Here is a 13,087-nt window from a genome sequence, read left to right on the forward strand (position 1 = left end):
GCGTGCAGGTTGGACTTGTTCAGAGCGTGTTCGGCGCGCAGTTTTGATAATCACGGATGTATCGGAGGATTTGATCAGATGAGACGTGTTTCAGTTCTACTGTTTTCTGCATTTTGTTTTGCAGCTCCGGGGGTCGCTCAGGAAGCGGCCGATGCCGTTGCGCCCGAAACGGCCACGGAAGGGCAGGTACAGGCCATGACCGACGAGGTCATCGCGGCGCTCGAGGCCAAACTGGATGGCGTTCCGGTCACGTCCCAGAACTGGATGGTCGCCGCGGCCAACCCGCTGGCGGTGGAAGCCGGTGCCAGAGTATTGCGCGCAGGTGGGTCTGCCGCAGACGCCATGGTTGCGGTGCAGGTCGTGCTGGGCCTGGTCGAACCGCAATCCTCGGGCTTGGGCGGCGGTGCGTTTCTGGTCTGGTACGATGCAGCGACCGGTCAGATGACAACTCTGGACGGGCGAGAAACGGCGCCGCTGGCGGCCACACCGACCGTGTTTCAGGACGAAAACGGTGAGCCGCTGAAATTCTTCGATGCGGTTGTCGGTGGGCTGTCCGTGGGGACGCCGGGTACACCTGCCTTGCTGGAAGAGGCGCATCGCCGCTGGGGGCGTTCCTCGTGGCCCGGATTGTTTGCCGATGGAATCCGGTTGGCGGATGAAGGGTTCCTGGTGTCCCCGCGTCTGGCCAGCCTGGTCGAAAAAGATGCCGAGCGTTTGTCGCGCTTTCCGGAAACGGCCGCGTATTTTCTGCCGGGGGGCGCACCGCTGCAACAGGGGCAGCGCCTGATGAACCCGGCTTATGCTGAAACACTGCGTGTGCTGGCCCGCGATGGGGCGGCCGGATTCTATGGCGGTGAGATTGCCGCGGATATCGTGCGCACGGTTCGCAACGCTCCGGGCAATCCTGGTGGTCTGTCCGGTGCGGATCTTGCGCTGTATCAGGTGATCGAGCGCGAGCCGGTTTGCGCGGAATACCGCGCCTATGAAGTCTGCGGCATGGGCCCGCCGTCGTCGGGTGCGCTGACCGTGGGGCAAATTCTGGGGATGCTGAACGGCTATGATCTGGCGGCTATGGGGCCGGAAAGCGCCGAGGCCTGGCGGTTGATCGGGGACGCTTCGCGCCTCGCCTTTGCGGACCGGGGCCGGTACATGGCTGACAGCGATTTCGTGCCCATGCCGACCAAGGGGCTGGTTGATCCGGCCTACCTGTCGCAACGAGCGGAATTGCTGAACACCGAAGGCGCGCTGGCAGATGTCGGGCCCGGTCAGCCGGAGTTCGACCACGCGCTGAACTGGGCGGATGATGTGTCGCTGGAGCTGCCTTCGACCTCGCATATCTCGATTGTAGACAGCTATGGCAACGTGCTGTCGATGACCACGACCATCGAAAACGGCTTTGGCTCACGTCTGATGACGAACGGGTTCCTTCTGAACAACGAACTGACGGATTTTTCGTTCAAGACCCACAGCGATGGTGTGCCGATCGCCAACCGGCTGGAACCCGGAAAACGCCCGCGTTCGTCCATGAGCCCGACCATCGTGATGCAGGATGACGCGCCGGTTCTGGCGATTGGCTCGCCGGGCGGCAGTCGGATCATCGGCTATGTGGCCAAATCGATCATCGCATGGGCCGACTGGGGCATGGATGTGCAACAAGCCGTGTCGCTGCCGCATCTTGTCAATCGTTTCGGAACATATGATGTCGAGGCCGGGACCGCTGCCGAAGGCTTTTCCGACGGGCTGACCCAGTTTGGGTTCGAGGTAAACCCGCGTGACCTGACATCTGGCCTTCACGCCATCGAAATCGGAGACGGGCTGAGCGGTGGTGCCGACCCCCGTCGCGAAGGTATTGCGCTGGGCGAATAGGGCCTCGGTATTTGTGGGGATTGCCGGCACTTGGTGGGCCCTTTAGTCATGGACTGAACGGCCCGCAACGTGCTGGGACAGGGGAGGATGACGATGGTGCAGGCGACCGCTTTGCCTCGGAATGAAACAGGTATTGAAACCGTCATAGGCGTTCTGAAACAACGTTTTGGCGACAGGTTGCAAACGGGTACCGCGATCCGTGAACAGCACGGGCACACCACGACCTGGATCGAAAACCAGAGCCCGGATGCTGTGGTTTTCCCGCATACTACGCAGGACGTGTCGGAAATTGTCAAAACCTGTGCCGCGCACCGGGTGCCGGTGATTCCCTTTGGCACGGGAACGTCGCTGGAAGGGCATGTGAATGCGCCAGCAGGGGGGATCTCGGTCGATCTGATGCAGATGGACAAGGTGCTGGCTGTCCACGCCGAAGATCTGGATTGTGTCGTGCAGCCCGGCGTCACGCGCGAGGCGCTGAACACCCATTTGCGGGATCAGGGTTTGTTCTTTCCGATTGACCCGGGGGCGAATGCCTCGCTGGGCGGTATGGCCGCGACCCGCGCGTCGGGCACCAATGCGGTGCGATACGGAACGATGCGGGACAACGTTCTCAGCCTCGAGGCGGTGATGCCGGACGGCCAGATCATCCGTACCGGTCACAGGGCCAAGAAGTCATCGGCCGGGTATGATCTGGCACGCCTTCTGATTGGGGCGGAAGGCACGTTGGGTATCATCACCGAGCTGACTCTGCGCTTGCAGGGCATCCCCGAAGCGATCAGCTCGGCCAGGTGTTCCTTTCCTTCGGTCGATGCCGCGTGCCGCGCGGTGATGATGACCATTCAGTATGGCATTCCGGTCGCCCGAATAGAGTTGCTGGATGAAATGTCGGTTCAGGCGGCGAACGCCTATTCCGGGCTGAGCCTGCCGGAAACGCCATTGCTGCTGCTGGAATTCCATGGCTCTGAAAGCGGTGCGGCGGAACAGGCTGAAACCTTTGGTCAGATCGCCCGGGAATTCGGCGGTACAGATTTTGCTGCGACCTCGACCACCGAAGAACGGAACAAGCTTTGGCAGGCGCGCCATGATATGTATTGGGCATGTCTGCAACTGCGCCCGGGCGCGCGTGGTATTTCAACGGATGTCTGCGTGCCGATCTCGCGCCTGGCGGAGTGTGTGACAAGCACTCAGCAGAAGGCAGCTGATCTTGGCTTGCTCGCGCCAATGGTGGGGCATGTGGGGGATGGGAACTTTCACTCGCTTCTTTTGATCGACATGCAGAACGCCGAAGAAGTCGCCAAGGCCGAAGAGTTTGTCGGGTGGTTGAACGACCTGGCAATTTCAATGGAGGGCACCTGTACAGGTGAACACGGAATCGGTCAGGGCAAGCGGCCATACCTCATCAAGGAACTGGGCGCCGCCACGCAGTATATGGCCGCAATCAAGGCTGCTTTGGACCCCGAGAACATCATGAATCCCGGCAAGGTTTTGGCGGGCCAATCCTAGCGGTTTTCGCGTTCTGGCCGGCATTGCGCCTTCAAATCGTCCACATGTTCTGGTCTCACCGACTCGGTTAGGAACAGGTGGCCGACATGAGCGCAAAATATCTGGCAGGGTTTGCAGCGATCTGCGGGATCGCCGTTGTTGGGCTGGACTATTATCAGCAGGCCAAGGCATCCGAAAACGGGCTGGGCTTCAAAGGTTATGTTACCTCGGTATCCGCGCGTGTCGGGATTTCGGAAAGTCGGCTTGAAGCTGATGCCCAACCTTCACAGCCCGAGGAACCTGCGGCGAAGACACCGTCAGAGGAAGTTCGGAAACTTGTCTGCACCACGATCGGGACAAGCAAGCGCTGTCGCTCCAGCGGTTGAGATCACGGGTTTCATGTCAGATCTGCGACCCGCATTCGATCATCGGGTCGTTTTTTTCATATCACTGGTCGGATGAATGTCGCGCGATCCCCCTCAAGTGCGCCATATGGTGTCAACTGATTTCAAGGGGAGACGCCCGGTTATGAAAACCCAAGTCAAAGCACTGGTTGTTGGCGGCGGCGCCGTTGGGACCTCGATTGCCTACCATCTGGCCAAAGCGGGCTGGGATGATGTGATGTTGATCGAACGGGACGAGCTGACGTCCGGGTCCACCTGGCACGCGGCTGGTCTGCTGCCATTGTTCAACATGTCCTATGCGACAACTCACATCCACAAGTACTCGGTCGACTTCTACAAGACGCTGGAAGAAGAAACCGGGCTGAACGCGGGCTTTGCCGTCGTCGGCAACCTGCGCATGGCACAGACGCAGGAGCGCATGGATGAGTACATGCTCTACGCCTCCACCGCCGAAACCTGCGATGTTGCCTATGAGTGGCTGACCCCCGAGCAGATCAAGGAACGTTGGCCGTTGATCGAGACATCGGATCTGAAGGGCGCAATCTACCATACCGAAGACGGGTATATTAACCCGGCAGATGTGACGCAGGCCATGGCCAAGGGGGCCCGTCAGCGTGGCGTCGAGATCGTGCGCAAGATGCAGGCGGATGCCTTCCACTGGAACGGCACCCATTGGGAAGTCACCTGCACCAAGATGGTGGAAAAAGGCGGCAACCTTGTCGAAAGCGACGAAAAGGTTGTGATCACTGCCGAACATGTCGTCACTGCATCGGGCAACCACGCACAGCGCACCGCCAAGATGCTGGGCATCAAGATGCCGGCGATCCCGGTCGAACACACGTTTATCGTCATGGACAAGGACCCTGAACTGGTCAAATGGCGCGAAGCAGGCAACCCGGAACACCCCGTCGTGCGCGACGCCGACAATGAATCCTACGCCCGTGAAGAACGCGGCGGCTGGATTCTGGGTATCTATGAACATGGCGCCCCCGCGCGGTTTGAACACGGTGTACCGGACAGCTTCCGCGCGGATCTGTTCCCGCTGGATTTGGATCGGATTGCGGATCAGTACATGGCGATGGCCGAACGTGTGCCGTCCTGTGCTGAATCCGGCCTGAAAGACGATTTCAACGGCCCGATCTGCTATACGCCTGACGGCAACCCGCTGGTCGGTCCTGCGCCGGGCCTGCGCAACATGTGGCTGGCCGAAGGTTTCAGCTTTGGTATCACTGCCGCAGGCGGCACCGGCTATTATCTGGCGCAGATGATGGTCGATGGCGAAGCCGAAATCGATATGGCCTCGCTGGACCCCAAACGCTATTCCAGCAACTGGATGACCACCGAGTTCGCGGCCCGCAAGAACGAAGAGTGCTATGAGCACGTCTATATCCTGCACCACCCGGACGAAGAGCGTGAAGCCTGCCGTCCGCTGCGGACCGTTCCGGCCTACGACCGTCAGAAAGCGCGCGGTGCCCAGTTCGGCTGGGTCAACGGCTGGGAACGTCCGAACTACTTCGGCCCTGTCGATGCGCCCGAGAACTTCGACAAAGAAGCACGCTCGTTCCGTCGTGGCGGCTGGTGGCAATATGCCGTCGAAGAAGCCAAGGCGATCCGCGAAGGCGTTGGCCTGATCGACGCATCGGCCTTCACCAAACATGTTGTCAAAGGCCCCGGTGCCACCCAGTTCCTGGATTGGTTTACCTGCAACAAGCTGCCCAAGGTTGGTCGTATCAACCTGACCTACGCGCTGACATCGCACGGCACCACCCGCACCGAATACACCATCGTCCGCAATGGCGAGAACAACTATTACCTCGTCTCTGCCGGTGCCTGGACCGAGTACGACGCCGATTATCTGCGCAAGGCGGCCGAGGACAAGATGGAGGAGTTCGGATATATCGAGATCCAGGACGTGACCACGCAATGGGGTGTTTTCGCCATCGCCGGACCCAAGTCGCGTGACGTTCTGAAAGAGGTCATCAAAGATGCCGATCCGGAAACCGCACTGTCCAACAAGCGCTTCCCTTGGCTTTCGGCGCGCCAGATCGAACTGGGCATGTGCCCGGTCAACGCGATCCGCGTGGCCTATACCGGTGAGCTGGGTTGGGAACTGCACCACCCGATCGAGATGCAGAACTACCTGTTCGACCTGCTTGAAAAGGCCGGTGAGAAGCATGGTATGAAGCTGGTTGGCGCGCGAGCCCAGAACTGGCTGCGTCAGGAGAAATCCTATCGCGCATTCGGCACCGAACTGGGCCGCGACGCGACTCCGCTGGAAGCCGACCTGCCGCGTTTTGTCGACCTGTCCAAGGACTTCTACGGTAAGGCCAAGCTGGAAGAGACCGGCGTGCGCGTCAAATGCTGCACCCTGCTGATCGACGGACCGGACGATGCCGATCCGTGGGGCCGCGAGGCGCTGTACACACCGGAAGGTGAGCGCGTGGGTCGATTGACCTCGGGCGGCTACTCGGTGGCGTTCGAGAAATCCATTGGCATGGGTTACGTGAAGCCCGAAATGGCGGTCGAAGGCACCAAGCTGCAGGTCAAAATTCAGGACAAGCTGTGGGATGCGGTCGTCACCTGCGACAGCCCCTACGATCCGAAAAACGAAACCATCCGCAAGGACGGTTGATCTAAGAAAGGCCCCGAAAATCTTCGGGGCCTTTTCTTTTTTGTCATCCAGACAGTTCGTCGAAGCATTCCAGCGCCTTGGCCGCGTACATCATGGCTGGGCCGCCGCCCATCTGGATCGCCATGGCCAACACGTCGGACACTTCTTCCCGGGTCGCACCGGCCTTGATCAAAGCTTCGGTGTGCAGGGTGATGCAGGGTTCGCATCGCAGGGTGACTGACATGCCCAACGCAATGAATTCCTTGGTCTTGTAGTCGAGCGTCCCGCCCTCTTTGACGGCTTTGCCAAGCGCTCCGAATGCGCGTGTCGTATCGGGAATGGATCCGTTCAGGTTTCGCAAACTCTTTCGTGTTGCCGAGAGTTTTTCTTGCCATGCCATTGCTGAGTGCCCTTCTTCATATCTAGCAACTGGAATATGAATTGGGTTGCGGCTGTTTGACTTTGATCTCGATCAGACGTCAGGGCGTTCGGCAATGAACGCTAGATTGTTGGCAGGCATTTCGACCGGTGCCAACGCGAGCAGGCCGACGTTTTCGAACAAATTCAGAATGTCCACGTCGTTTTTATAGCCGATTTCCGGGTCTTGCTGAATCAAAGCCTTATGAAAGCGGACATCCCCGTCACTGGTGAGTTGGCCCGAGCGTTTGAACGGGCCGTACAAGATAAACCGCCCCTTTGGTGACAGGGATTGTGCGACTTCTGAAATGATGGTTCTGGTTTCCTGCCAACTGATTAAGTGAATCAAGTTTATCAAAACGATCAGATCCTGGCCGTAAAACCGCCTGTGCCAGCCTGATGTCGCTGCATCCAGTTCTGCGACCGGCGCGACATTGGGTAGGTTGCGGGTATAGGCATCGATACTCACGCGCCGCTCAGGGTCAACTTCCGAAGGCTGCCAGGTCAGCCCGGGCAGCACTTCGGCGAAGGCCCTGACATGCTGACCAGTCCCGCTTGCGATTTCCAATGCGTGGCCCTGGGGCGGGCCCCATTCTTGCAACACAGCACACAGGGCGTCCGTGTTCCGGGATGCTGCCGGGGCCACCAGCTTGCCATCTTCAGACGCATTGGCGACGCTTGCAGACGAGGGGAGGCTGCGTTTGATCATCGTTCCAGCCTGTCAGGGGTCAACATGCCAATTATGTCAGGTTCCAGTTCGGGTGGGTTTCCGACAACAAGATCGCACAGCAGTTGCGAGGCCGCCGGTGAGGTTTGAAAACCATACCCGCCCTGGCCGCCACACCAGACAAACGAAGGGTCCAGCGGGTCGCGCCCAAGCACCAAGGTCCCGTCTGGGGCAAAACTGCGCAATCCTGCCCAATTCGTTTCAACTCTTGTGACAGGCTCGGTCATCAGTTCCTCATACCGTGCCAGACCTTCTGCCAGCACCATATCATCGGCATAAGCATCCTGTGGCGCAACCGGATCGGCTTCGGATGGTGAAACCAGCAACTTGCCCGCATCCGGTTTGGCGTACCATGTTTCGCCGGCGCCCAGCATCATCGGCCAGATGGAAACGTCATGCCCTCCGGGGGCGGGAAGACGCGCCATCGACCGACGGCGAGGTGTGAGGCCGATACCGGGCAGCCCCGCAAGCTGTGCAACCTCATCCACCCAGGCCCCTGCTGCGTTGATCAGAGTGCGGGCTTCAAAGATCTCACCGGCCTCAACCACCCAGTGCTTTTCTTTTCGAATGCCGGTGACTTTGCTTTTCGTCGAAACCGTTCCATCGTTTTGCCGGATGGTCCGGGCGAAATCCTGCAACAGGCGATCCGTATCGATGTCAAAGGCCGCTTCGCTGATGGCTGCAAACCCGACCTTGTCCGGATCCAGAATCGGAACGCGCGATATCGCTTGATCCATCGGTATTTTCACCATGTTCAGATCGGCGCAATCGGCTTCGAACATGTCGGGCTGGTCAATTGCCCCGACCAGCATCAATCCGCGCGGGGTCAGGTAACCGCCATTCTGCGTATGAAGAAAGGCAGCCCCCGCTTTGTTCAATGCGACGACCGAAGGCGGTCCATAGCTTTCTTCGAACAACGCCGCTGACCGGCCCGAGGCGTGATAGCCCAGGGCATCTTCCGCTTCCAGAACCATCACGGTTCCGTGCTGCGACAGGCGCGCACCGGCGCTCAGCCCGGCGATGCCGCCTCCGATTATCAGGAAATCAATCATGACTTGCGATCCATCCTGTACAGAGACGCTACAGGTTCCTTGAGTTTCATGCTGACGCCAAAGCTCCTCATTCGCCACGCGTTTGGTTTTCCGGACTATAAGCAGCCTTGAAATTGTGCTTCAACCCGGTCAAAGAAGTATCAAAATAAACAGGAGGGTAAGGTGACCGCAGCAGACGTTCATCCAATGGCCACAGGGCATATTCCAGGATATGTTGTCGCAGCTGACGGAAGCGATTACCTTTTCTCCGCCATGGTCGTTTTTTTCGTCGTTCTGGTGGTGCTGATCGGTGTCGGATACCTGACGCTGCATTCGGTTCCTGAAAAAATGGCCCACGAAAACAATCACCCGCAATTTCAGTTGGTGGGTATTCTGGCGCTGCTGGCGCTATTTACCCATAATGGGCTTTTCTGGGTTGCTGCAATATTGGTCGCAGGGTTTCAGTTTCCGGATTTTGCCACCCCGCTTCGAAACATTGCCGATGCCATTCGTTCTCTGGGTCGGTCACCTGTTCCGGAACCAGTGCCTGAAACAACGGTGCCGGCATCGTCAGAATCCGAACCCAGCGACGCGCAGGAGCAAGCCATATGATCGAGACCATGCTCTGCGCCCTGATAACGGTGCTGCCCGACTATCTGTTCCGCCGTTTTGTACAGGGCAAGCGGATCGGTCACGAGATTACCTTGTTCACCATGTGGTACGAACTGCGCTGGGGTTTGACCACCTGTGCCATTCTGGCGCTGACCGTCATTACCACACTGTTTTATTTTCATCCGGCCAGCAAAACCGCGGCATCCTATTTCCGAACGGTGACCATTCTGCCGCAATTGGGCGGTCGTGTTTCCGAGGTTTTCGTCAAGAACAACGAACTGGTAACCGCAGGACAACCGATCTTCCGGATCGAGGATTTCAGCCAGACTGCTCAGGTTCAGGCGGCAAATGCGCAGATTGCACAGGTGCAGGCCTCGCTTAAGGTTGCGGAAACCGATTTGGCCGAGGCGGAAGCTGGAATTGCAGGTGCCAAGGCAGCGCTTGCGCAGTCTCTGGAGGATCTTGAGCGCAACACAACCTTGCGAGATGAGGGTTCAAGCGCCGTAAGACTGGCCGAGATTGAGAGGCTGGAAAACCTTGTCGCCGAGCGAGAGGCCCAGGTTCTTGCAGCGGAATCCAAACGTGCTGCGGTTGAGCAGCAGATCGAAGAACTGATCCCCGCGCAGCTGGCCAGTGCCATTGCGCAACTGGATGCTGCGCAGACCGAGTTGGACAAGACGGTGATCACCGCGGGCGTCACAGGGCGGGTCGAACAGTTCGGCCTTCAGGTCGGTGACTACGTAAGCCCATTGTTGCGCCCCGCGGGCATTCTTGTGCCATCGCACACAGGGCATGATCGTTTTCAGGCCGCTTTCAACCAGCTCTCTGCCCAGGTTATCAAGCCGGGCATGATTGGTGAATTGGGCTGCATGACAAAGCCATTCACCGTGATCCCCACCGTGGTGGTCGAGGTGCAGGATGTCATCCCGTCCGGCCAGATCCGCCCATCGGACGAATTGCGGGACGTGCAGACCAACAACAATCCGGGCTCGATTCTGGTCTATATGGAGCCGCTATACAAAGGTATGGCCGATGACATTCCGCCGGGCAGCAATTGTCTGGCCAATGTCTACACAGACAACCACGAGCGGCTGGAGCACGAGGATCTGGGCTTTTGGGAGGCGGCCTTTCTGCACGTGGTCGACACGATCGGCGTGGTACATGCCGCGGGTCTGCGCCTGCGTTTGATCCTGATGCCGGTGAACACTCTGGTTTTGACCGGGCATTGATCTGATCTTGGCAATCCGAACGCGAAGGGCCCGGCAAGTTTCGCCGGGCCCTTTGGTTTCTTAAAGCGCTGCTTTGAACAGCTGCGTCAGGTTGTCTTTCGTCAACTCAATCGGGTTGCCGCCGCATGACGGATCGATGATCGCCCCTTCGACAAGCTCTGGGATAGAAGCTTCGGTCACACCCAATTCGGACAATGTGCGGGGGATGCCAAGGCTGTCGTTGAAATTCTGCACGAAGGCGCGGAAACCATCGAAGCCGCCGTCGATGCCCAGATATGCCGCAGCTTGCTGGAACCGGTCTGCAATGGCCGGGGCGTTGAAGTCCAGCACCGCGGGCATGCAGACGGCGTTCGTGGTGCCGTGATGGGTGTTGAATACCGCACCTATTGGGTGGCTCATCGCGTGGATCGCGCCAAGGCCCTTCTGGAAAGCCGTTGCGCCCATGGCAGCGGCGCTCATCATCTGGGCGCGGGCCTCGATATCGGTGCCGTCTGCATAGGCACGGGGCAAATACTCCTTCACCAGTCGCATACCCTCCAGCGCGATGCCCTGGCTCATCGGGTGATAATGCGGGCTCGAGAAGGCTTCGACACAATGCGCGAAGGCGTCCAGGCCAGTTCCTGCCGTGATGAACTTGGGCATCCCGACGGTCAGTTCCGGGTCGCAAATCACCACGGTCGGCAGAACCTTGGGATGAAAGATGATTTTCTTGGCATGGGTCTCGGAATTGGTGATGACGCTCGCGCGGCCCACTTCCGATCCTGTCCCTGCGGTGGTCGGAACGGCAATGATTGGCGCGATCACGTCGGCATCGGCTCGTGTCCACCAGTCGCCGATATCCTCGAAATCCCAAACGGGGCGCGTCTGACCGGCCATGAAGGCGACCATCTTGCCCAGATCCAGACCAGAGCCGCCGCCAAAGGCGATCACCCCGTCATGACCACCTGCGTTATAGGCCGCAACTCCGGCTTCAAGGTTCTTCTCATTCGGGTTGGGGTCCACATCGCTGAACAGGCCGCAGCCCAGTCCCGCGGCTTCCATGATGTCCAGTGTCGCGCTGGTGATGGGCAGATCGGCCAGCCCCTTGTCCGTGACCAGCAATGGTTTCTTCATTCCGGCGGCGGCGCAGGCTTCGGGCAATTCCCTGATGCGCCCGGCTCCGAATTTGATGGCGGTCGGATAGGACCAGTTTCCAACAAGTGTCATGTCAGGTTTCCTTTGCAAAATAAGGCCTGCTTCGGCGAGGGGGTGGGTCCGAAGCAGGCCGTCGTCCTTAGCCCGTTACCTTTTTGAGGTGGTAGGATTTGGGACGTGTCAGGTTGTGATATCCGATGACGGACAAACCGCCGCCGCGCCCGGTATTCTTGCAGCCCGTCCAGCACAGGCCGGGGTCCAGATAATCGGCGCGGTTCATGAACACGGTCCCGGTTTCGATCCGGTCACCTATCCGCGCTGCACGATCCACATCGCGGGTCCACAGGCTGGCAGTCAGGCCAAACTCACTGTCATTCATCAAGGCGATGGCCTCCTCATCCGAGGACACTTTCATGATGCCCACCACGGGCCCAAAGCTTTCGTCCCGCATCACGCGCATGTCATGAGTGACATTGGTCAGGATTTGCGGTGTCAGGTACGCGCCACCGTCGTCTTCAGCGAAGGTGTCGATATGCGCAACCGCACCGGCTGCAACCGCCTCGGCGATCTGGGCTCGCACCTCATCGGCAAACCGCACATTGGCCATCGGGCCAATCGTCGTCTCGGCATCCAGCGGATTGCCCAGCTTGTAACCCTTCACAATGTCCACTGCCTTGGCGACGAAGTCATCATAAAGGCTCTCGTGAACATAGATCCGCTCGATTCCGCAACAACACTGGCCCGAATTGAACATCGCACCGTCAATCAGCGTGTCGACCGCGGCATTCAGGTCGGCGTCGTCCATGACATAGCCGGGATCCTTGCCGCCCAGCTCGGTGCCGACGCCGGTAAACGTGCCCGCCGCGGCACGTTCCATCGCCTGACCGCCGCCGACTGATCCGGTGAAGTTCACGAAGTCAAATGCGTTGCCCGCGATCAGGTCGTTGGTCACGTCATGGCTCAGGAACACATTCTGGAACACGTCCTCGGGCACACCTGCCGAATGGAACGCCTTTGCCATGCGCTTGCCCACCAGCAGCGTCTGTGTCGCGTGTTTCAGGACGACCGTATTGCCCGCGATCAGCGCCGGTGCGACCGTGTTGATCGCCGTCATATAGGGATAGTTCCAGGGCGCCACCACAAAGACCACCCCATGAGGAATGCGCTTGATGTAGCGTTTGAACGTTTCGTCTTCGCCGACGGCGATATCTGCCAGGGACGTCTCGGCAATCTCCGCCATATGGCTGGCGCGTTCGTTGAAACCACCGAACTCGCCGCCATAACGCACCGGGCGTCCCATCATATGGGCCAGTTCCGGCACGATCTCATCGTTCATGGCGCCAACGGCGGCCACACCCGCCATCACAAGTTCGATCCGCTCCTGCAACGGACGGGCTGCCCATTCCGCCTGAGCAGCCCGAGCACGCGCCGCGGCCCCGAACGCGGCCTCTCGCGACAACACTGCACGTTCGGCAAAAACCGATCCGTCGATCGGCGAGACACATTTCAACATCTGCCCCATTTTCACTCCATTTCCGAAAGAAACAGGATCCCTGCTTCATCTGGCCCAAAAT

At 59.1% G+C, this 13,087-nt stretch carries 11 protein-coding genes; 6 read left to right on the forward strand and 5 right to left on the reverse strand.

Annotated elements, in window-relative coordinates; genetic code table 11:
* Positions 1–78: 78 nt before the first annotated feature.
* The 4 genes from ggt (at position 79) to GS611_RS00170 (ending at position 6,384) form a co-directional block, all read left to right on the forward strand.
* Entirely contained in the window at positions 79–1,866 is a 1,788-nt protein-coding gene (gene ggt / locus GS611_RS00155; protein ID WP_171630749.1) for a gamma-glutamyltransferase, read from the forward strand.
* Positions 1,867–1,959: 93 nt separating this feature from the next.
* The gene (locus GS611_RS00160; RefSeq protein ID WP_171630751.1) at positions 1,960–3,369 is read left to right on the forward strand and encodes an FAD-binding oxidoreductase; all 1,410 of its coding nucleotides are present in this window, start codon (positions 1,960–1,962) and stop codon (positions 3,367–3,369) included.
* 86 nt (positions 3,370–3,455) lie between these two features.
* Positions 3,456–3,734 carry a hypothetical protein gene (locus GS611_RS00165; RefSeq protein ID WP_171630753.1) on the forward strand — a complete coding sequence of 93 codons (279 nt, stop codon included), beginning with the start codon at positions 3,456–3,458 and terminating at the stop codon, positions 3,732–3,734.
* Positions 3,735–3,876: 142 nt separating this feature from the next.
* A complete protein-coding gene (locus tag GS611_RS00170; protein ID WP_171630755.1) occupies positions 3,877–6,384 on the forward strand; it encodes an FAD-dependent oxidoreductase in 2,508 nt (835 codons plus the stop codon).
* 43 nt (positions 6,385–6,427) lie between these two features.
* Here the strand turns inward: GS611_RS00170 and GS611_RS00175 are convergent, their stop codons facing one another.
* The 3 genes from GS611_RS00175 to GS611_RS00185 form a co-directional block, all read right to left on the reverse strand.
* Entirely contained in the window at positions 6,428–6,763 is a 336-nt protein-coding gene (locus GS611_RS00175; protein WP_152458825.1) for a carboxymuconolactone decarboxylase family protein, read from the reverse strand.
* A 72-nt stretch (positions 6,764–6,835) separates the two neighbouring features.
* Positions 6,836–7,489, reverse strand: a complete 654-nt coding sequence (locus tag GS611_RS00180; protein ID WP_171630757.1) for a DUF938 domain-containing protein — start codon at positions 7,487–7,489, stop codon at positions 6,836–6,838.
* Positions 7,486–8,559, reverse strand: a complete 1,074-nt coding sequence (locus tag GS611_RS00185; protein WP_171630759.1) for an FAD-binding oxidoreductase — start codon at positions 8,557–8,559, stop codon at positions 7,486–7,488. The genes GS611_RS00180 and GS611_RS00185 overlap by 4 nt, the downstream gene beginning before the upstream one ends.
* Positions 8,560–8,745: 186 nt before the next feature.
* On the opposite strand from GS611_RS00185, the gene GS611_RS00190 reads away from it, so the two are divergent.
* Both GS611_RS00190 and GS611_RS00195 read left to right on the forward strand, forming a co-directional pair.
* Positions 8,746–9,150, forward strand: a complete 405-nt coding sequence (locus tag GS611_RS00190) for a hypothetical protein (RefSeq protein WP_216598143.1) — start codon at positions 8,746–8,748, stop codon at positions 9,148–9,150.
* Positions 9,147–10,379 (forward strand): HlyD family secretion protein, encoded by a 1,233-nt coding sequence (locus GS611_RS00195; protein WP_171630763.1) that lies wholly within the window; start codon positions 9,147–9,149, stop codon positions 10,377–10,379. Before GS611_RS00190 ends, GS611_RS00195 begins: the two co-directional genes overlap by 4 nt.
* 60 nt (positions 10,380–10,439) lie before the next feature.
* Here the strand turns inward: GS611_RS00195 and GS611_RS00200 are convergent, their stop codons facing one another.
* The gene (locus GS611_RS00200) at positions 10,440–11,585 is read right to left on the reverse strand and encodes an iron-containing alcohol dehydrogenase (protein ID WP_171630765.1); all 1,146 of its coding nucleotides are present in this window, start codon (positions 11,583–11,585) and stop codon (positions 10,440–10,442) included.
* Positions 11,586–11,652: 67 nt separating this feature from the next.
* Entirely contained in the window at positions 11,653–13,035 is a 1,383-nt protein-coding gene (locus tag GS611_RS00205) for an aldehyde dehydrogenase family protein (protein ID WP_171630767.1), read from the reverse strand.
* Positions 13,036–13,087: the final 52 nt, after the last annotated feature.

Origin of the sequence: Ruegeria sp. HKCCD6119 (assembly GCF_013110585.1) — a bacterium.
Taxonomy (GTDB): domain Bacteria; phylum Pseudomonadota; class Alphaproteobacteria; order Rhodobacterales; family Rhodobacteraceae; genus Ruegeria.

Bases quoted from the DNA above. Each gene is read 5' to 3' on its own strand.
- ggt (WP_171630749.1), top strand. From the start codon at position 79: ATGAGACGTGTTTCAGTTCTACTGTTTTCTGCATTTTGTTTTGCAGCT.
- GS611_RS00160 (WP_171630751.1), top strand. From the start codon at position 1,960: ATGGTGCAGGCGACCGCTTTGCCTCGGAATGAAACAGGTATTGAAACC.
- GS611_RS00165 (WP_171630753.1), top strand. From the start codon at position 3,456: ATGAGCGCAAAATATCTGGCAGGGTTTGCAGCGATCTGCGGGATCGCC.
- GS611_RS00170 (WP_171630755.1), top strand. From the start codon at position 3,877: ATGAAAACCCAAGTCAAAGCACTGGTTGTTGGCGGCGGCGCCGTTGGG.
- GS611_RS00175 (WP_152458825.1), bottom strand. From the start codon at position 6,763: ATGGCATGGCAAGAAAAACTCTCGGCAACACGAAAGAGTTTGCGAAAC.
- GS611_RS00180 (WP_171630757.1), bottom strand. From the start codon at position 7,489: ATGATCAAACGCAGCCTCCCCTCGTCTGCAAGCGTCGCCAATGCGTCT.
- GS611_RS00185 (WP_171630759.1), bottom strand. From the start codon at position 8,559: ATGATTGATTTCCTGATAATCGGAGGCGGCATCGCCGGGCTGAGCGCC.
- GS611_RS00190 (WP_216598143.1), top strand. From the start codon at position 8,746: ATGGCCACAGGGCATATTCCAGGATATGTTGTCGCAGCTGACGGAAGC.
- GS611_RS00195 (WP_171630763.1), top strand. From the start codon at position 9,147: ATGATCGAGACCATGCTCTGCGCCCTGATAACGGTGCTGCCCGACTAT.
- GS611_RS00200 (WP_171630765.1), bottom strand. From the start codon at position 11,585: ATGACACTTGTTGGAAACTGGTCCTATCCGACCGCCATCAAATTCGGA.
- GS611_RS00205 (WP_171630767.1), bottom strand. From the start codon at position 13,035: ATGGGGCAGATGTTGAAATGTGTCTCGCCGATCGACGGATCGGTTTTT.